General features: G+C 61.0%; 17 protein-coding genes. 10 read left to right on the top strand and 7 right to left on the bottom strand.

From position 1 onward, the window contains the following. The first annotated feature begins 10 nt into the window (after positions 1–10). On the top strand, positions 11–1,321 hold the full coding sequence (locus KF814_08035) for an NAD(P)-binding domain-containing protein (GenBank protein ID MBX3236088.1): 1,311 nt from the start codon (positions 11–13) through the stop codon (positions 1,319–1,321). 18 nt (positions 1,322–1,339) lie between these two features. Here KF814_08035 and KF814_08030 read toward each other — a convergent pair whose 3' ends face one another. Next, the gene (locus tag KF814_08030) at positions 1,340–1,849 is read right to left on the bottom strand and encodes a hypothetical protein (protein ID MBX3236087.1); all 510 of its coding nucleotides are present in this window, start codon (positions 1,847–1,849) and stop codon (positions 1,340–1,342) included. A gap of 306 nt (positions 1,850–2,155) precedes the next feature. On the opposite strand from KF814_08030, the gene KF814_08025 reads away from it, so the two are divergent. From KF814_08025 to KF814_07995, 7 genes are all read left to right on the top strand, one after another. Next, entirely contained in the window at positions 2,156–3,256 is a 1,101-nt protein-coding gene (locus tag KF814_08025; protein ID MBX3236086.1) for a deoxyhypusine synthase family protein, read from the top strand. Next, positions 3,256–3,951, top strand: a complete 696-nt coding sequence (locus tag KF814_08020) for a thioredoxin domain-containing protein (protein ID MBX3236085.1) — start codon at positions 3,256–3,258, stop codon at positions 3,949–3,951. Before KF814_08025 ends, KF814_08020 begins: the two co-directional genes overlap by 1 nt. A gap of 45 nt (positions 3,952–3,996) precedes the next feature. After that, positions 3,997–4,275: a hypothetical protein gene (locus tag KF814_08015; GenBank protein ID MBX3236084.1), complete on the top strand. Its 279-nt coding sequence runs from the start codon at positions 3,997–3,999 to the stop codon at positions 4,273–4,275. Positions 4,276–4,298: 23 nt separating this feature from the next. Continuing rightward, complete coding sequence (locus tag KF814_08010) at positions 4,299–5,729, top strand: aldehyde dehydrogenase family protein (protein ID MBX3236083.1); 1,431 nt, start codon at positions 4,299–4,301, stop codon at positions 5,727–5,729. Between the two features lie 175 nt (positions 5,730–5,904). Further along, entirely contained in the window at positions 5,905–6,480 is a 576-nt protein-coding gene (locus tag KF814_08005; GenBank protein MBX3236082.1) for an arginine decarboxylase, pyruvoyl-dependent, read from the top strand. Between the two features lie 13 nt (positions 6,481–6,493). Further along, the gene (speB, locus tag KF814_08000) at positions 6,494–7,426 is read left to right on the top strand and encodes an agmatinase (GenBank protein MBX3236081.1); all 933 of its coding nucleotides are present in this window, start codon (positions 6,494–6,496) and stop codon (positions 7,424–7,426) included. A gap of 222 nt (positions 7,427–7,648) precedes the next feature. Next, on the top strand, positions 7,649–8,359 hold the full coding sequence (locus tag KF814_07995) for a pseudouridine synthase (GenBank protein MBX3236080.1): 711 nt from the start codon (positions 7,649–7,651) through the stop codon (positions 8,357–8,359). A gap of 2 nt (positions 8,360–8,361) precedes the next feature. Here the strand turns inward: KF814_07995 and KF814_07990 are convergent, their stop codons facing one another. The 5 genes from KF814_07990 to KF814_07970 all read right to left on the bottom strand — a co-directional run bounded on the left by KF814_07990 (position 8,362) and on the right by KF814_07970 (position 15,840). After that, positions 8,362–9,153 carry an MCP four helix bundle domain-containing protein gene (locus tag KF814_07990; GenBank protein ID MBX3236079.1) on the bottom strand — a complete coding sequence of 264 codons (792 nt, stop codon included), beginning with the start codon at positions 9,151–9,153 and terminating at the stop codon, positions 8,362–8,364. Positions 9,154–9,231: 78 nt separating this feature from the next. Further along, positions 9,232–10,902: an ABC transporter ATP-binding protein gene (locus tag KF814_07985; GenBank protein MBX3236078.1), complete on the bottom strand. Its 1,671-nt coding sequence runs from the start codon at positions 10,900–10,902 to the stop codon at positions 9,232–9,234. 121 nt (positions 10,903–11,023) lie between these two features. Further along, positions 11,024–12,691 (bottom strand): ATP-binding cassette domain-containing protein, encoded by a 1,668-nt coding sequence (locus KF814_07980; protein ID MBX3236077.1) that lies wholly within the window; start codon positions 12,689–12,691, stop codon positions 11,024–11,026. 137 nt (positions 12,692–12,828) lie between these two features. Continuing rightward, positions 12,829–14,319, bottom strand: a complete 1,491-nt coding sequence (locus tag KF814_07975) for a TolC family protein (GenBank protein MBX3236076.1) — start codon at positions 14,317–14,319, stop codon at positions 12,829–12,831. An 84-nt stretch (positions 14,320–14,403) separates the two neighbouring features. After that, positions 14,404–15,840, bottom strand: a complete 1,437-nt coding sequence (locus KF814_07970; protein ID MBX3236075.1) for an HlyD family efflux transporter periplasmic adaptor subunit — start codon at positions 15,838–15,840, stop codon at positions 14,404–14,406. Between the two features lie 169 nt (positions 15,841–16,009). Between KF814_07970 and purE the strand changes: the two genes are divergently transcribed. Next, positions 16,010–16,564 (top strand): 5-(carboxyamino)imidazole ribonucleotide mutase, encoded by a 555-nt coding sequence (gene purE, locus KF814_07965; protein ID MBX3236074.1) that lies wholly within the window; start codon positions 16,010–16,012, stop codon positions 16,562–16,564. Further along, the gene (locus KF814_07960; GenBank protein MBX3236073.1) at positions 16,561–17,706 is read left to right on the top strand and encodes a 5-(carboxyamino)imidazole ribonucleotide synthase; all 1,146 of its coding nucleotides are present in this window, start codon (positions 16,561–16,563) and stop codon (positions 17,704–17,706) included. Before purE ends, KF814_07960 begins: the two co-directional genes overlap by 4 nt. A 95-nt stretch (positions 17,707–17,801) precedes the next feature. Here KF814_07960 and KF814_07955 read toward each other — a convergent pair whose 3' ends face one another. After that, a complete protein-coding gene (locus KF814_07955; protein MBX3236072.1) occupies positions 17,802–18,503 on the bottom strand; it encodes a rhomboid family intramembrane serine protease in 702 nt (233 codons plus the stop codon). Positions 18,504–18,517: the final 14 nt, after the last annotated feature.

Genomic DNA, 18,517 nt, shown 5'->3' with positions numbered 1-18,517 from the left:
GGCTTGTCCCATGTCGTTATCCTTGATGACGCTGCTGTATCTCCTACCTCTGATCGTCGTGTTGATGTTGTATCAGCGGCGTCACCGCAAAAAAGAAACCCAGTACGAGACGAAGCTGCAAGCCACCGTGAAAGCGGGGATCACTGAGCCGCTGACCCTGCATCCGGTGGTGGATCCCAATATCTGCATGGGGTCGGGTGCTTGTGTAAAGGCCTGTCCTGAGCGGGCGCTTGGTATCGTGAAGGGCAAAGCCGTGCTCGTCGCTCCGGACCATTGCATCGGGCACGGGGCCTGCGAATCGGCTTGCCCCGTCGAGGCGATTACGCTGGTGTTCGGGACCGAAAAGCGCGGTATCGATATTCCACACGTCAAACCCACGTTTGAAACCAACGTGCCGGGGATTTATATCGCGGGCGAGCTGGGAGGAATGGGGCTGATCAGAAAGGGTGTGGAACAAGGTGCGCGGGCGGTGGAGGCGATTCAGCGCAACAGAGGTGGCGCGGATGAATTGGACGTAGTCATTGTCGGGGCCGGTCCAGCCGGACTGTCGGCGTCGCTTGCGGCAAAACAGGCGGGCTTGCGGTTCGTGACGATCGAACAGGAAGACTCTTTCGGCGGCTCGGTGTATCACTATCCGAGAAACAAGATCGCCATGACCGCTCCGATGCAGTTGCCGATGGTCGGCACGGTGAAGATGTTCGAGATCAGCAAAGAGGAATTGCTGGCGTTTTGGAATAAGATTCTTCGGCAGACGGGCTTGAAGATCAATTTCATGGAACGAATGGAGGCCGTGACCAAACACGGCGGCAGTTTCGTGGTCAAAACCTCAAAGAAGAGCTATGGGACCAAGAATGTGCTGTTGTGCATTGGACGGCGAGGGACGCCGAGAAAGCTCGGGGTCGCTGGTGAGGAACAGCCGAAGGTCGTATATCGACTTATCGACGCCGAGCAGTATCGGGGGCGCCATGTCCTTGTGGTGGGAGGCGGGGATAGTGCTGCGGAGGCCGCATTGGCAATCGCGGCGGAGCCTGGCACGACGGTGACCCTTTCCTGTCGAGGCGAGGAAATCTACACTCGGCCGAAAGAAAAGAATCGGCAGCAGATGAAACAGTTTGTGGCGCAGGGGAAGCTTGCCGTTTTTGTTAATTGTGCGGTGAAAGGGATTGGCGCCGGAGACGTGACGTTGGACCAACAGGGCACGATTCACAACATCAAGAACGAAGCCGTCATCGTGTGTGCCGGTGGGACACTGCCCACGCCGATGTTGAAAGAGATCGGAGTGATGGTCGATACCTTTTACGGAACTGCGGTTCCCGGCTGAAGTCGTGCGCTCGATGTCCTACCGGCCCTCCCGCTCCCCCGGTTCATCAAGATATCGAATAGCCACTCCGGATACATAGCGTTCCTGCCTGGGCTGGTCCGCCGACCCCTGAGTCAGAAGGTAGGGGTTTGAGGCGTAGGGGGTGTACCAGCCATATCCGTACAAGTGGAAGGCGGCACCCGCCGGACCCAAAAGCCCCGGTTCAAAGTAAGGGCTTACGGGTGTCCTTGATACAATCGCAGTTCCTCCATTCATCACCGCATCAGCGCCAAGTTGGCGCGCACGATCGAGAATCCGATTTCGCAGCGTATCCTGGCTCAGCAACGATCCACTGACGGTGATCGAAGCCAGTTCAATGTATGGTCGGCTCGGTTCCGTAGGAAGCCACTGGACTTGCCTGTCTTGGCTGCCTGCCGGGTACGCGGCATCGGTGAGATATTCAACTCTGGTGGAGCAGCTTGCGAGGATCAGCAATAGCATCGAGCCGACGATACGGAGCATTCCGGTCCCATCAGGAAAGCGTTTCATCTGCTCACCTCCTTCAGCCCTTGCGTGGTTGCTGGTTTCCAGGGCAGTGCGGTATGAAGGAGTACGTCGCACGCGATGGCGTTTGGGGTAAATCCATCGTTGGTAGGGGCGTTGCTGACGACGCCCCTTCCGAGCATGAGCGGAGCTCTCGTTTCCACCCTGCCGCGCATGGCTCGGATTGCGTCACTTTTCATGGCGACCGGGCCTTCCGCCTCGCGCCGGAACTTCAATTGACCCCTGTCGACAGGTTGTGTATAAGATTTGCGGCTTGTAGGATTATTCAGATTTTCCCGGGAGTGATTCACCATGGCTGCGCGCGAATTTCATGACGGTGCAAAGGACGGGTTGGAGGCGCTCGAACCCCTCGATCCCGACAAGATCCATTCCTTTTCCGAGTTGCTGGAGGCGATGCGAAAGACGGCCTTCGGCGGCCGCCGGCTGGGCGAAGCCTATGAAGTGCTCGCTGCCATGGTGGAGGATCCCGACTGCAAAATCGTGCTGACCCTGTCCGGGGCGATGACGATTGCCAAGATGGGCAAGCTCATCAGCACCATGATCGATCACGGCATGATCGACATCATCGTGTCGACGGGGGCGCTGATTGCCCACGGGCTCAGCGAATCTGTCGGGAAGGTCCACTATCGGCACCGTCCGTCGGCTTCCGACGAGGAACTCTTCCGCAAGGGCTACAATCGGGTGTACGACACGCTCGAGATGGAGTCGAACCTGAACTATGTCGAACATGTCGTCTCGATGACGCTGAAGCGGATCGATTCCGAGCAGCCGCTCTCGTCCCACCTCCTGACCCATGAACTGGGCAAAACGTTGGCCGAGGAGTTCGACGGCCCTGGTATCTTGAAGAGCGCCTACCTGAAGAAGGTCCCGGTCTATATTCCGGCCTTTACCGATTCCGAAATGGGGCTGGACGTCGGCACGTGGGCCATGAGCAAGAACATCGATCGCGCCAGGAGTCAGGCGAAGGAAGGCGGCGACACGGCCATCCTGCGGAACCTGCATCAGTCCTGCCCGAGTTTCAATCCGTATTTGGACCTCAACGACTATGCCGAACAGATCCTGGGCTCCAAGCGTCTCGGGATCTTCACCGTCGGGGGTGGCGTGCCGCGCAATTGGGCCCAGCAGGTCGCGCCCTACATTGAAATCGGCAACGTGCGGCTTGGGCTCAATGTGAAGCCGCCGCGGTTTCAATATGGCGTCCGTATCTGCCCCGAACCAGACTATTGGGGCGGCCTCAGCGGATGCACCTATCAGGAAGGCATTTCGTGGGGCAAGTTCGTGCCGCCTGCTGAGGGGGGCCGGTTTGCCGAAGTCTTAAGCGACGCCACCACGGTCTGGCCGTTGCTCGTAATGGGTTTACTCGAACGTCAACGGAAGAAGTCTTCAGCCTGATGAGCACCATGAAATTGGGAATGCTGCGCACCCTGTTCTCGTCCCTGGCGGTGGTCGTATTGGCCGGCGTGGCCGTCGCGAAGACCAGCCCCAGCGTCGACAACCGGGTTAGGGGAAGTGCGGAGGCTCCGCTGACCATCGTCGAATACTCCGACTTCACCTGCGGGTACTGTCTGAAGTTTTTCAAAGAGACCTGGCCGCGCCTGCAGGCCAAATATGTAGACACGGGGAAGGTGCGGTTCCTCTACAAGGACTATCCTCGCGCCGACCAGGGGCCCGGTGTTGCGGCTGCGTTGGCGGCCCGCTGTGCCGGTGACCAAGGGGCGTATTGGCCGATGCATGATCGGCTCTTTGCCGAGGGAGGCCGGCTGGATTCCGACGTGTTCTTCTCCCACGCCAAGGCGATCGGCCTGAAGGAATCGAACTTTCGGCAGTGTCTTCGGGACGCGTCGCACCTACCGTCGATTTTCGACGACCGCCAGGAAGCCAATGCCTGGGGTTTTCGCGGTACGCCGGGCTTCGTGTTGCTGAAGACGGCGCAAGAACCGACGACCAAAGACCCTGCCGTGGCGATCCCCGGCGCATTTCCGTTCGAAGCGTTTGCCGAGGAAATCGAAAAGATGTTGGCGACGGCTCCGCCGGTCAAAGGCGGCGCGCCGAAGACGGAACCGGGCCGATCCAAGTCCGGTCGTTAGTACAGACACGCGGTATGCGCAGATCATAAAAAGAGGGAAACGTCTATGGGTGGGAAGCAAGCATTCTGGACTGTGCCGCAGAAAGACGGTCAACCGGATCTCTGGGTCTGCATGTCTTGCCTCAACGAAGTGTTTTACCGGAAGGTGCCCATGCCGGATTGCCCATCGTGCCATGGGGCTTCGACCTACGAGCCCTTTACACTTGCGGCGGTACGGGATTGGGGAACCGACGACCTGATCGCCAAAGCCGTGGCGGCTCAGGAAGCAGGCGAGGCCTCCGTCGCCGCCGCTCCCGCCGCTGCCCCTGTCGAGTCGACGCAGTAGGCTTCTGTTACGGAGTCCTGCCGTTGGAAAAAGCGCGTCCTTTCTTAGTCGGCGGCCGGTGGCATCGGACGGCGACTACGGCTCCTCTTCATAACCCTTTCACGGGTGATATTCTCGCGCTGGTCTGCCAGGCCGGGGCCGACGAGGCCTCCCAGGCGACGGCATCAACGGTTGAAGGCGCTGCAGCCATGCGCCAGTTGCCTGCCCATGCGCGGGCCTCGATCCTCGCCAAGACCGCCCAGCTTCTGCAATCGCGCCAAGAAGAGTTCGCTCAGACCATCACGGCGGAAGCCGGTAAGCCCATTACGGATGCCCGCCGGGAAGTCGGACGCGGGATTCAGACCTTCATCGTTGCCTCGGAGGAGGCCAAGCGTCTCGGTGGAGAAGTTATTCCGCTCGATTGGTCGCCGGGAATGGAGTCCTATTGGGGGATGACTCGTCGGTTCCCGCTTGGGGCCATCCTCGGCATCACGCCCTTCAATTTTCCCCTTAATCTGGTGGCGCACAAGGTGGCGCCTGCGCTGGCGGCTGGCAATGCGATCCTCATCAAGCCGGCACCGCAGACCCCGCTCACGGCTCTCTTGCTCGGGGAGGTGTTGGCCGAGGCTGGGCTTCCGGCCGGCGGCTACAATGTAGTGCCCTGCAGCAATGCCGTTGCCGAGCAGTTGGTCATCGACCCGCGGTTCAAACTCTTGAGCTTTACCGGCAGTGCCCCGGTCGGTTGGATGCTGAAGGCCAAGTGCGGCAAGAAGAAGGCGGTCTTGGAACTCGGCGGCAATGCCGCGGTCATCGTCGAGCCGGACGCCGATCTCGACCATGCCGCGCAGCGCTGCGTCACCGGCGGTTACACCTATGCGGGGCAGACCTGCATTTCCGTTCAGCGGATTTTCGTCCACGAGTCGGTTATCGGGCCGTTCACGGACAAGATTGTCGCCCAGGTGTCCCGTCTGGAGTCCGGCGACCCGACGGATGAGCGAACGGTCGTCGGTCCTCTGATCGATACGGGCGCTGCCCGTCGGGTGGAACACTGGATCGGTGAAGCCGTGACGCAAGGCGCCAAGGTCTTGCACGGTGGCGGCCGGACGGGATCGGTGGTGCCGCCCACTGTCTTGTCGCAGGTGACGCCCGCGATGAAGGTCTCCTGCCACGAGGTGTTCGGCCCGCTGGTGACCTTGACGCCCTACCGCGATTTCGATGCGGTCCTTCAGGCGGTGAACGACTCCGACTACGGCCTGCAGGCCGGCATCTTCACGCAGCAGGTCGGGCGGATCTTCCGGGCCTTCGATCGGCTGGAGGTGGGGGGAGTGCTCGCCAACGAAATTCCGACGTTTCGTGCCGACCATATGCCCTACGGTGGGGTGAAGGATTCGGGAATCGGCCGCGAAGGGGTACGGTACGCGATGGAAGATATGACCGAGCCAAAACTGCTTGTCTTGAACCTGCCGCGGTCGTAAGGCGCACCGTGTGTGCGGCAAAAAAAACCTGCCGCCATATTGCGGATGGAACACAAACTTGATACAACTTTGCGCCGTATCCGCCGAGCAGGATCCCGTCGTTTTAGACCCATGACATTTTGATCGATCGCCCTGCGTGAGCGATCGCGTTGATCGGTGAAGGGAGAGAGGCACGATGGTACCAACGCACATGTTTTTGACGAGAGGGGTCGGAGTGCATAAGGAGAAGTTGGCCTCCTTCGAGCAAGCGCTTCGAAGCGCCGGCGTGGCGTACTGCAACCTCGTCAGCGTCTCTTCCATCCTGCCGCCGAACTGCAAAATCATTCCGCGCAAACGCGGAGAAAAACTGCTCAATCCGGGTGAAATCACCTTTTGCGTGATGGCCCGCTCCGAGACGAACGAACGCAACCGGCTGATTTCCGCCTCGATCGGGTTGGCCGTCCCGACGGACCGCAGCACGTACGGATATCTTTCTGAACATCACGCCTACGGCGAAACGGACGAGGAGTCGGGCGAGTACACGGAAGATTTGGCCGCGCAGATGTTGGCCACCACGCAAGGCATCGAGTTCGACCCGAACGTAGCGTGGAAAGAGCGCGAGCAGGTGTTCAAGATGGGCGGCAAGATCGTCCGGACCATGAACATCACCCAGTCCGCCATCGGGCGTCCGCATCGCTGGACCACGGTCGTGGCGCTCGCGGTCTTCATCCCGATCGAAAACCTGCCGAAGAGCGGCCGGCGCCGCGGTTAACCCACAGATCCCTATGGCGATCCCGGCAGGCTGGCTCGGGCTCAACGATAATTTTCTTGGGATCGATGAGCCCTGGTGCCATCCGGACCAGGCAGGCGTCTATGTTCTTCCCGCGCCGTACGAGCATACCTCGAGCTACATCCTCGGTTCCGATCACGGTCCGTCCGCGATCATCGAAGCCTCCCAACAGGTCGAGCTCTACGACGAAACATTGCGATGCGAACCCTACCGTGAGTGGGGCGGGGTCGCGACGGCGCGAACTCTCGATCTGAAGGGCCGTGTCGACGGAGCCGCAGTGCAGGCGATTCAGGATTTCGTCCAGCCCCATGTCGGGAAGGGCAAGTTCCTGGTGACCTTGACCGGTGAGCACACGGGCGCATTGGGGGCGATCCGCGCCCATGCGAAGGCATATCCTGGGATGTGTGTGTTGCAGATCGACGCGCACGGCGACCTGCGCCACGCGTATCAAGACAATCCCTTCAGCCACGCGAGCGTGATGGCCCGAGTGGTGCAGGACGGTTTGCCGCTCGTTCAGGTCGGGATTCGCTCGATCAGCCCTGAAGAAATCGAGTTGATCGAAAAGACTCCGCGCATCAAGACTTTTTTTGCCGCGTCGATCCTTGATCCCTCCGGTCCCTACGAAGGCCGCGCGGCCCGTTGGATTCCCGAAGTGGTAGCGGCCTGCAGCGGTCCCGTCTATCTCACGTTCGATTGCGACGGATTGGATGCCGCGATCATGCCCGCTTTAGGTACGCCCGAACCGGGTGGACTCGGCTGGTACGACACGCTGGCGTTGATTACGGCGCTCGCGAACGGTCCCGGCATCGTCGGGTTGGATATCAGCGAGATCGCTCCGATCGAAGGAATGGTGGCGCCGCAGTTCGGCATGGCGCGTCTGATCTATCGGATGTTGGGACGGATTCGCGCCGGCCGGCGCGTCCATTAGCAGGGCGTTGAAGGTGGCCGCCAGCGTTGTTCTCACATCGCTCAGACGCTCGACGTACGACTCAGAGTACGCCTCGCATCTTCGCTAGTTGCGGCCGCGCTGGTCGGTCATTTTCAACACCCCGTCGCCCGATACGCCGTAATCGTTTCCGATGGTGTTCTTTCTTTCCGAGCCATTTGCTGTAAGCCATACGCTATACGCTCCAGCTTCCCCATCCCATCCATGCGTATCAACAAATTCTTCACCGAACAGGGGCTGTGTTCACGGCGCGAGGCGGATCGCCTGATCGAGGAAGGCCGGATCACGATCAACGGCCTCGTTGCCAAATTGGGTGATCAGGTCTCCGAGGGAGACGTGGTGGCACGCGATGGTGTGGTGATCGCGCGCGACAACGAGGCGGTCTACATCAAGTATCACAAGCCGGCCGGCGTCACGACGACGAGCGAGCCGGACGTGCGGCGTAACATCATCGCCGAGATCAACCACCCCGCGAGAATTTTTCCCATCGGCCGCCTGGACAAAGATTCTACGGGTCTGATTCTGCTCACGAACGACGGGAACATCGTCAACGAGATTCTGCGCGTGGAACACGGGCATGAGCGCGAGTATCGAGTGGAGGTGGATCGAGAATTCGACCAGGCGTTTCTCGACCGCATGGCGGCCGGGGTGATGATTCTCGGCGTGATGACGAGGCCCTGCACGGTGACCAGGTTGGCCACGCGCACGTTTCGGATCATCCTGACCGAGGGCCGCAACCGCCAGATCAGGCGCATGACACAGGCCTTGGGCTACCGGGTGGTCGCACTCCATCGCGTCCGCATCATGCACATCACGATCGACGGACTGAAGGTGGGGCAGTGGAAATACCTGACGCAGGCTGAGCGAGCGGACCTGTTCCGCGCAATCGGGCGGACGACCACCGAGGGGACTTGACGCTATTCCGCGCGAAGGGCGTGCTTGGGTGGTTCGCCCGAGAGGGGTAGGGGAGGGTCGCTGCGGTCGGTGGGGCGGGCCTGAGCTGCCAGGGAATCTTGGCTGTCGGATTCCGACCGGGAGCGCCGCAGAAACAGGTTCAGCAGGGCGATGAAAAAGCTTCCGCCCACCAGCCAGGTACTGGTGCTGCGGATCGTTTTGGTCCCTTCGTCCCGCATGTCTTTCGCCACTTCGGCCACCGTTTCCAAAAGACGATCCAGGGCCAGGCTGACTTGCATGACCTTCGGTCCGGCATTGTCGGCCGCGTGCAACTCCGCCTTGCGGCGGAGGTCCGCGGCCTCCTGCGGCGAACTGGCGCTCCACTGCATCGTGAGCAGCTGAATCGTCTTGCTGGCCGCCGAGAAATATTGGTCCAGACTTTCCCGGACCGCTTGAATGTCTTTTTCCTCACTCCGGCCGCTTCTCGACACGCGTAAACCCGCCGCGGCATAGCGGTCCACGGCATGTTGGATTCGCGCCCGCTGAGTCGGCAGCGAGTCGGTGATCCGTTCGAAATCCTTTCGGCTGTCGGCTTCCAACGACCTGATGATCGTGTTGCGGTAACGCATCACGTCGGCCGAGATATGGGCGAGATCCGCCGCGCCGAGCGTGTATTCCGTGTACATGATGCGCAGGTCTTGATCGATCTGACTCAAGGCCTGGCCGCTCAGCCAGCCCAAACCGGCGATGAGGAGGCTGATGATCAGCTGGTTCGTCGAGGGAAACGGAATCCGGAAGCGGCTCAGCAGGGACACGGCGGATCCTTTCGTTGAGTCAAGTCTACCAGATTGCCGGCGAAGAATGCAGCCGAAAGGGCGTCGCCGGACGGGAGACTACTCAAGCACGACCCGCCGGTCGACCAGCGGGGCCATATCCGGGTCATTGGAGACGAACACGACCGACCAGGGCTCTTCTTTGGAGCAGAGCCGGCGGAGCAGGGTCATACGGGTGGCGGGTTCGACGTTGTGGAGGCTCCCGTCGAAGATCAACAACTGCGGTCTCGTGACGATGGTGCGGGCCAGCAGGATTCGCAGGATCTGACTGCGGGTAAAGTTAGCGCCGTTGGGTTGTACGGGGGTTTCGAGGCCTTGGGGCAGGGCGTCTACCTCGTCTTCCAGTTCTACGAAGCGCAGGGCCCATCCGAGATCGTCGAAGGTGACGTTGGGGCGATGCAACGAGATGTTCTCTTCCAGCGTGCCTTCGAAGAGGACCGGCAAGGAGTCGAGCATCAAGCCTCGGCAACGGTTGATGTAGGAGAGCGAGACGTCCCGCAAGTCCACGTCGTTGTAGCGGACGACGCCGGAAGCCGGACGATACAGTCCGGCTAACACGAGGGCGAGCGTGCTCTTGCTGATGCTGGTTTTGGAGAGCACGCTGATTTTCTCGCCGGGCGTGACCTCCAGGTCGAAATGCTCGAACACCCGGACCGAGCCCTGCTGAAACGACAGGTCTTTGGCCGTGAGACGGACGCCATAGAGCGAGGGGTCCGGCAGCGAGACGTCCAGCGGCACCGAATCGGCGTCTTGGGGCAATTCGAACAGACGGGAAAGTTCCTCAAGCGAGGTGAACACATACAGCAGCGCATAGAGCCGGCGGGAGAGGATGTCGAGATTCAGCAGGAGCGTACCGACGATGACTTCCGCCGCAACGAACTGGCCGAGCGTGATGTCGCCGACCGAGAGCAGAAACGCGCCGAGCCCGATCATGCCGCTGTGCGCGAAAGCTTGGAAAATGACGGAGCTCTTATACTGATTGCCCGTCAGGATGTCGCTTCGCATTTTTCTGGCTTGGACGTAGGCTTTCGTCAGGCGATCTGTCTTCTTGAGCAAGAGGGGGAGGCTTTCCGTCGCCTTGAAGTGCAATCGGTTGTGGCCGACGTCCTGCAGCCAGCGAAAGATCTCGTAGTGAAGATTGGAGACCCTCTGCGTGATGCCCAAACCGCCCCGTCCGAAGAAGGAAAGAAGGAACGCCAAGCCCGTCACGACCAGCACGTTGTAGCCGAGGAAATAGGGGTGGTACATGACCAGGATGCCCATGCCCACCGTGCCTGAGACCAGAATATTGATGAGGTCCGTCAGCATCGCGACCAGCGCGCGAGGCAGGAACTCCGCCTCCTGGAAAAAATTGGTGTGATGGGGGGCGAAGGCATCCTCCTGCACGCGCGGGAGCGCCTCGGTGAACGCCAGCGCCAGGCGTGTGTACAGCCGTTGAACGAGGATCTCGACTGCCCGGGCCTGCAGCACCCGGAAAGCCCCCATGAACAGCAGGGCGCCCAGCATGATCGCGACGAGCGTGACGATCATCACGGGCTGAATGGCAAAGGCGAAGGTATTGACCAGTTCCTGGACAGTCAGCGGGATGATCAGCGCGAAGAGGGCGATGGTGACGGCGTACGACGCGATGATGAGCAGGATGCGTCGCTCCAGCTCGACGAGGAGGTTCAGACGCGCGAGGATGGTCCAGATGGACGCGGGAGCGTTGGTCGAGTCGGTGGAATCGTTCACGCCGGAGGCTCGGATGATACGACAACTGCTGGCGCAGTCTCGGCAATCCGTGGGCGACTGTCAAGATGCCTCTCCCGGCGCGGGCTGTGACGGGGGCCGGGCCGGCCGAGTGAAGGCGTCCTCAGTCGAGGATGATACGGCGGTCGATGTGAGGCGTTAAATTCGGATCGTTCGACACGAAGATCACGGACCAGGGCTCATCCTTGCTGCAGAGCCGCCGAAGAATCGCCTCCCTCAACGCCGGCTGCATGTTGTGGAGGATGCCGTCAAAGATCAGCAGTTGCGGGCGCGCCAGGATCGCCCGGGCGACCAGGATGCGTAGAATATGGGTCGGGGCGAAGACCTTCCCCGGCGCCCGTACATGGGTCTTGAGTCCCTGCGGCAGGGCATCGATCTCTTCTTCCAGTTCCGTGAACCGCAGTGCCCACCGTACATCGCTGTAGGGGACGTAGTTGCGGCCGAGCACGATGTTCTCTTCGATGGTCCCTTCGAACAATGACAACTGGGAATCCAGCACGAACCCCCTGAACCGGTTCACGGTATCGAGGTTGAGGTGGCGGAGGTCGACGCCGTTATAGCGGATGACTCCGGATGTCGGCGATTCCAATCCGGAGAGGACTCGCGCCAGCGCGGTCTTGGCTACGGTTGTGCCGGCATAGATCCCCACTTTCTCGCCCGGTGTGACCTCCAAGCTGAATCCCTGAAAGATCGGGTGGGCCGGCTCCGAGGCAAAGCTCAGGTCCTTGCAGGTGACCCGAATACCATGCACCGTAGGGTCCGGTAGCGGAATCGATAGAGTCGCCGTGTCTTGATCCTTCGGCAGCGAGAAGAGAAAGTTCAGTTCTCCCATCGCCGTGAGGAAGTAGTAGATGTGCCCCATGCGTTTGACGACGCCGTCGAAACTCAACAGGATGCCGCTCACGACGACTTCGGCAGCGACGAACTGGCCGATCGTCAGCTGCCCGATACTCAGAAGCCAGCCGGCTGTGGCGATGAGGCCGCTGTGGGCCAATGCCTGCCACCCAAGGGAGCTTAGGTATTGCCGGATCAGGATCGTGAAGCGCCTCCGGCGCACGTCCACGTAGTGGTCCACGAGGTCGTCGGTCTTCTTGATGAGCAACGCCTGGCTGTCGGTCGACTTGAAGTGCAGGAGGTTGTAGGAGATTTCCTGGAGCCAGTGCAGCGTGTCGTACTTGGCGTGCGAGAGATCCATATCGGCCTTGAGTCCGCCGTGGCTCATGAGGAAGAACACCACGTTGAAGCCGACGAGCAGAATGGCGTTAAACAGCAGGAAATAGGGGTGATAGAACACCAGGATCGTCATGCCGACGGCGCCACCGACGATCACGTTGATCAAGTCGACCAGCAGGACCGAAATGGCCCGCTGCATGAGGATGGTTTCAAAGAAGTAGTTGGCGTAGCGCGGCTTGAAGCCTTGGAACCGGAAGCGCGGCAACTGATTGGTCATGGCAATGGCGACCCGCGCGAAGATCCGCCGCTCCAGCACCTCCACGGCAAAATATTGCAGGGCGCGGAGGGCGCCGACGAACAGCAGGCCGATGACCATGATGACCGCCAACGTCACGATGGTGACGGGTTGCAGCGAGAAAGCGAAGGTGTTGACCAACTCCTGGACCGTCAACGGAACGATCAGGGAGAAGAGCCCGATGGCAATGGAGTACGAAAAAACCAGACCAAGGATGCGGCGTTCGAGGCTGAACAGCAAGCCAAGGTGGCTGAGCACGGCCTGAAACAAATTGCCGGTACCGCTCGACTGCTGCTGGGCCATAGGGCGTCTCTTGGGTAGGGACCGATCCCGATTCCTCGTCGGCAGACTGAGGCGCGGCCGGAAGAATCTCTCCCCGGCCGCGCCTCAGGGACAGTCAGTCTACACTAGACCCTATCAGAGCGATACCTAAATTGTCACTATTTGGAAAGGTTCGCTCCGATCCGATAATTCACCGGCACCGCGCTCGGCGTGCTCCTGGCCCAGGACCCCGTCGCCCACTGGTACAGGGCCAAGGCCTTCTGGTAATCCGCCTTGGCTCTGACGAGTTGGTTTTCCGAGTCCACCGAATTCCGCTCACGGAGATTGACGAAGAGCACGCTTGTGGCGCCCAGGCTGAATCGGAACCGTTCGCCCTCCTCGAGCGTTTTGGCCATGCGGAGGGATTCGGTGGCGGCGGCGACTCGCTCCTTGGCCCGCTCGATCGCGGAGAGCGCATTGTCCACATCGACGGCGACCTGCTGCTCCCGGTACCGCTGGACGAGCACCAATCGGTCGGCCTGGGCCTGTGCTTCCAGGACCTCGCCGCGGCTCTTGCGCTGCAGGATCGGCATCTTCAGTTCCAGGCCGAACCGATAGCCGAGACCCAGCACGAACTTTTCCGGGGCACGGGCCGGGGCGGCCTCCGCGTCGAGACTCGGCAGGAGGTTGTTCTTGGCCAGCTCGAGGTCGATGTTGTTCAGTTTGGCTTCAATGTCGACTTCACGAATCTCAGGGCGATCCGTCTTGGCTTGGAGTTTGTGTGCCTGAACCATGTCCATGGCCGGCGTCGGTGCGGGCGGGGGGAAGTCCGGGGCCCGTTCCAACGGCGGAATCGTCGGGGCCTGGTTGTCCCACAGGAACATCGAGAGCTTGTACTGCTCTTGCTCCAGCGCGCGTTGGGCGGCAATCGCCACTTCCCGGCGGCGCTGGACCTCTTGGCCTGCTTCGACAACGTCCAACGGGGCGACCGCCCCGGCCTTGGCCCGCCCTTCCACCTGTCGCAGGCGCTCTTCCGCGACGGACAGGGCGCGGCGCTGAATGTCCACGAACTTGGCCGTCGAGACCCAATCCCAGAACTGACTGGCTGCCGCTAGAAAGAGGTCCTGCCGGGTCTGAGAGATTTTTACATCCGCTCGCGGATCTGCATACTCGGAGCGCTGCAGTTCGGCGTTTTCCGGGTTGACCATCAGGCCCTTCAAGAGTGGGACGAAGCCGCCGACCAGCACCTGCCGATTGTGGCCGAGCGACAAGTCCGGGATGACGGCGTCGCCGATGGCCTGACGAAACCCGGCGCTGCCTCTAAAGCCCCAGGGATGGCGGGCTTCCACCAGCGTATCGTTGAAGCCGACGGTCTGCGTGCCTTTGCCGGGATCGGTCTTGGAAACGAATCGCTCGACTTCCGTGTCGTTGATGAAGGTCGGTTCGAACGCGCCCAGGGCCTTCAACATTTTTCCTCGGGCGGCGACTTTGTCCGTTCCCGCGCCCTTGAGCAGGGGATGAGCCCGGTCGATCCATGCCAACACTTCATCGAGCGAAAGCGGAATCGGGGGTAACGGTCGTCCCTTGCTCGGTTCCTCCGCCGCGAAGCTCAGGCGCGGCAGCAAGGTGGCCGCCGCAATCAGCACAAAGACCAAGACCGGACGTGTCATGAGGTGACTCCTTTCACCAGACGAAGAAAAGGGTTCGGACTGAAAGAGAGGGTGCCCCAGCCGGAATCCAGCACGGGGAAAGATCTATTTCGCCCCTCGCCCAGCCTTGGGCAGGAGGGTATCGATCAGGCTCGGCGGGCGCTCCTGATAGTCGGGCGGGAAGAGGTTGAATCGGCGCCACAGCTCATACCAAAGCGGGACACGGTTGAGGACGACCCAACCCATCACCTTCGTGCCCTGGCGCACATGTTCCTGCGGCGGCCAGGGGCGCTCGTCGGGATCCGGTACGACCCAGAAGCGGAAGTTGCCTTTGCCGTCGTCGACTTGGTCGACCACCTTGATGACCCCGTTGTAGGTGCCGGCCATCAGTTCGGGCCAGGCGGGAAGCGGGATGGCCGGAATGCCGTAGAACAGGATCTTGACCTTCCGTCCGACGTTCAACAGCGGAGCATCCAATCCATCGGCCGTCATCTCGATGGCCTTGTCGGTGCTCGTCGGAGAAATGCGCAACAGTTTTTCACCCGGCCGTACGGTTTCCCCCGCGCCGGCTTGCGACATTTTCACGACTGTGCCGTCGATCGGCGCATAGATGCGGCTGGCCAGCCGGCGTTGGTTGGCGTTCGAAAGCCGTAAGGAGACGTCGGCCAACTGGTCGGTCGCCCTGGCTGCCTCGGCGATCGATGCGTCTCTCGCCGCCTCGGCGTCCAGCAGCCGCTGCAAGACTTCGGCGTTGACCTGTTCCCGGCCGAAGCTCAAGGCCTTCATGCCCTGCTCGGCCGCTTTCAAGTTGGCCTGCGCTCCCTGCAGATCAGCCTTGCTGGCGATCGCGGACTGGATGGTCAGTTCGAGCTCCCGCTGGGACACCAGCCCCTGCTCGGCCAACTGTTTGTGGCGGTCGACGTTGAGCTCAGCGGTGGTGACGGCAATTCTCGCCGCCTCGACCTTCTGGTGGGCCTCGCGAACCTTACTTTCCGCCTCCAGCACGCGCGCGCCGGCCGAGGGTACGGCAGCCTTCACGAGATTCTGCATTTCCTTGATGCGTCGGTCGAGTTGGTCGGCACGACTCGTCGCTGCCTTGTGAGTGTCCGTCAGCGCCTGTTTGCGCTGATCGAGCAAGTTCAGGAGGTCGGGGGCCATGTAGTTGGGATCGTAGTCGTCGAGTTCGAGGATGATATCGCCCTGTTTGACGCGCACGCCTTCGAAAATATGCCACTTCCTGATGCGGCCGGTGATCTGGGCTTCGATGTCCTGCGGCCGCTCGAACGGGGTGTAGGCGGAAAGCTGTCCGGTGACGGTAATGGTTTGGGTCCAGGGGACGAAGGCGACGATCAGGATGAACAGCGCGACAAGCTTGATGGCCAGGCGCGAAGAAAAGCGCAGCCGTTCGGGGATCTGTACCGCCTCCCACGATTGGAGTTTCGTGGAGGTGGCCAGATCGTCAACCGCAATCTCATCCAATCCGGTATGTCGGTTGACGAGGGAGCGGATGTTGGCTTTCAGACCCTCTCGGATGCGTTGCAACGGGTCCTCCGCGCAGAGCAAGGCAACTTGACCAGTGTTTATGATAGTGGATTTTCGAGAGGTTGGTCAATTCAAGCAGGGTTTTCGGCGATCTCCGGCTTGACCCTTCGATAGGGGAACGGCTAAGGTTCCTACGTTTATTCACCCCTCGACCTAGGTGACCTTGCTCATGGCAAAAACCAACAAAACTCCCAAGTCCATCGTCGGTGTACTCGGCGGCAGCAAATCGGATTTCCCAGTCCTTGAAAAGGCAGTGGCACTGTTGAATGAACTTGGCATCCCCAACGAATTGTTGGTGGTATCGGCCCATCGCACCCCGGACCGTCTCTTTGCCTATGCCGAGCAGGCGCCGGAGCGGGGAATTCAGGTCATCATCGCCGGGGCTGGAGGCGCCGCGCACCTGCCGGGTATGCTGGCGGCTAAGACGCACGTACCGGTCATTGGTGTGCCCATTCCCACAGAACAGTTACGGGGCTTGGATTCGTTGCTGTCCATCGTGCAGATGCCACGTGGCATCCCCGTTGCGACGGTGGCGATCGGCGGGGCCGAAAATGCCGCGTTGCTGGCGGCGCAAATTCTTTCATTGGCGTCCCCCGAGATTCGCCAACGGTTCAAGCGATACCGGGCCAATCAGACCCAATCGGTCTTGGATTCGCAGGATGACGGCCGACTCAACCCGCCGTTTCGATCGACCGCTTCAGCCAGTACGAGCCGGCGCCCGTGACCGATCCGCTCCTTGCACCAGGCGCGACCATTGGTGTTCTTGGCGGAGGCCAGCTCGGGGCCATGTTTGCCGCCGCCGCCCGTCGCCTGGGCTATCGGGTGGCGGTCTGGGACCCTGATGCCGATGCCCCGGCGCATCGACTGGCAGAATGCTCGATTACGAAGCCCTTTGCGGATACCGCGGCGGCCGCCGAGTTTGCGCGGCAGGTCCAGGCCGTGACCTTCGAATGGGAAAATGTCCCCAGCGACCTCTGTGCGAGGCTGGAGCAGGAGCGGCCGGTCAGGCCATCCAGTTCGGTGCTTCGGATCATCCAAGATCGCATTGAACAAAAGACCTTCCTGCAGCGGCAGGGCCTGGCGGTCCCGCGGTTTTCTATCATTACGAGTCCACAGCAATTGGGCCGTGACGAGGCGCTTGGTCTGCCGTTGATCTGCAAGACCGCCCGCTCCGGGTATGACGGGAAAGGGCAGTGGATGGTCACGGGAACAGCCGAGCTAACGCAGGCGCGGGCGGCCATGCAAGAAGGCGCGCAACCGGGTATGCGATGGATTGCGGAAGAACTGCTGCGGTTCGAACGGGAGGTTTCGGTCTTGGTCGTGCGGGGGGTGGACGGCGCGATCCGCACCTATCCGCTCGTGGACAATGTGCATGAAGCCGGAATTCTGAGACGGACTACGGTACCGGCTGACGTTTCCTCAGGCGTTGCCGATCACGCGACGGACTTAGCGGCTCGTGCGGTGACGGCGTTGAAGGGTATAGGGGTGTTCTGTGTCGAGTTGTTCGTGATGGCGGACGGCCGTGTGTTGATCAACGAGGTGGCGCCGCGTCCGCACAACTCAGGCCACTATACGCTCGATGCCTGCACCGTCTCGCAGTTCGAACAGCAGGTGCGCGTCCTTTGTGGCCTGCCTCTTGGTGAAGTTCGCTTATTGAGCCCCGCAGTGATGATCAACTTGATCGGGTCAGAGATTGATGCCGTGAGCGGTAAGGGGAATCTCTTTGAGGTGCCGGGTGCCGCCGTGCATTTCTATGGAAAACGGACGGTTCGGCCGCGGCGGAAAATGGGCCATGTGACCTTCCTGGCTGACTCCACCGGCGAGGCAGCTGCCAGGGCCGATGCCTTCTGCGCTATCCTCCGCTAAGACGCCCGCCTCATTCGACTGTCCGGCCGTGATCGACGGCAACGATTCTCCAAAACAGGACGTGGCGAGATTCGCTTCACGAGCGACGAGAATGCTCATCTCCATTCGGCATGCCGCGCCGGAGCGAAAAACTCGACGTCCCGCCGTTTAAAGAGTCCGATCAGAATCATCCCCGCCACAAACCCTCCGATGTGCGCGAAGAATGCCACACCGCCGCCCTTGGAGCCGAGGCTCGCACCGCCGCTCAGGATCTGCATGACGAACCAGAGCCCGAGCACGAACCCGGCCGGCACATACGTTGTGCCGATGTATGGAGCCAGCACGAGCACGCGCGCGCGAGGAAACAGCAGCAGGTAAGCCCCGAGGACGCCGGAAATTGCGCCGCTGGCTCCCACCATCGGCACGGTCGATGAGGGATCGGTGAGCGCATGGGAGAAGGCGGCTAACAGACCGCACGTCACATAGAAGATGACGAAGCGGCCATGCCCCATCACGTCTTCGATGTTGTTCCCAAACACCCACAGGTACAGCATGTTGCCCAGCAGATGCATCAATCCGCCGTGCAGGAACATGCTGGTGAAGAGCGTCGCATAGGCCGGGATGGCCGCAACTTCCGCGGGAAGTCGAGCATGGCCAAGCACCAATGCCGGAATAGCGCCGTAACTGAAGACGAACGCTTCACCCGGTCCGGAGGGGAGCGAGGCTTGATAAAAGAAGATGAGGCAACAGGCGACGATGAAGCTGACCGTGACGACCGGGGTAAGTTCGGTGGGATTGTCGTCATGCAGCGGCATCATGGGGGCACCTCTGC

It is taken from the genome of Nitrospiraceae bacterium, from assembly GCA_019637075.1.
GTDB lineage: Bacteria > Nitrospirota > Nitrospiria > Nitrospirales > Nitrospiraceae > JAHBWI01.
This window is presented reverse-complemented; position numbering and strand designations above follow the sequence as displayed.

Bases quoted from the DNA above. Each gene is read 5' to 3' on its own strand.
- KF814_08015 (MBX3236084.1), top strand. From the start codon at position 3,997: ATGGGTGGGAAGCAAGCATTCTGGACTGTGCCGCAGAAAGACGGTCAA.
- KF814_08035 (MBX3236088.1), top strand. From the start codon at position 11: ATGTCGTTATCCTTGATGACGCTGCTGTATCTCCTACCTCTGATCGTC.
- KF814_08025 (MBX3236086.1), top strand. From the start codon at position 2,156: ATGGCTGCGCGCGAATTTCATGACGGTGCAAAGGACGGGTTGGAGGCG.
- KF814_07980 (MBX3236077.1), bottom strand. From the start codon at position 12,691: ATGGCCCAGCAGCAGTCGAGCGGTACCGGCAATTTGTTTCAGGCCGTG.
- KF814_08005 (MBX3236082.1), top strand. From the start codon at position 5,905: ATGGTACCAACGCACATGTTTTTGACGAGAGGGGTCGGAGTGCATAAG.
- purE (MBX3236074.1), top strand. From the start codon at position 16,010: ATGGCAAAAACCAACAAAACTCCCAAGTCCATCGTCGGTGTACTCGGC.
- KF814_08020 (MBX3236085.1), top strand. From the start codon at position 3,256: ATGAGCACCATGAAATTGGGAATGCTGCGCACCCTGTTCTCGTCCCTG.
- KF814_08030 (MBX3236087.1), bottom strand. From the start codon at position 1,849: ATGAAACGCTTTCCTGATGGGACCGGAATGCTCCGTATCGTCGGCTCG.
- KF814_07955 (MBX3236072.1), bottom strand. From the start codon at position 18,503: ATGATGCCGCTGCATGACGACAATCCCACCGAACTTACCCCGGTCGTC.
- speB (MBX3236081.1), top strand. From the start codon at position 6,494: ATGGCGATCCCGGCAGGCTGGCTCGGGCTCAACGATAATTTTCTTGGG.
- KF814_07975 (MBX3236076.1), bottom strand. From the start codon at position 14,319: ATGACACGTCCGGTCTTGGTCTTTGTGCTGATTGCGGCGGCCACCTTG.
- KF814_07995 (MBX3236080.1), top strand. From the start codon at position 7,649: ATGCGTATCAACAAATTCTTCACCGAACAGGGGCTGTGTTCACGGCGC.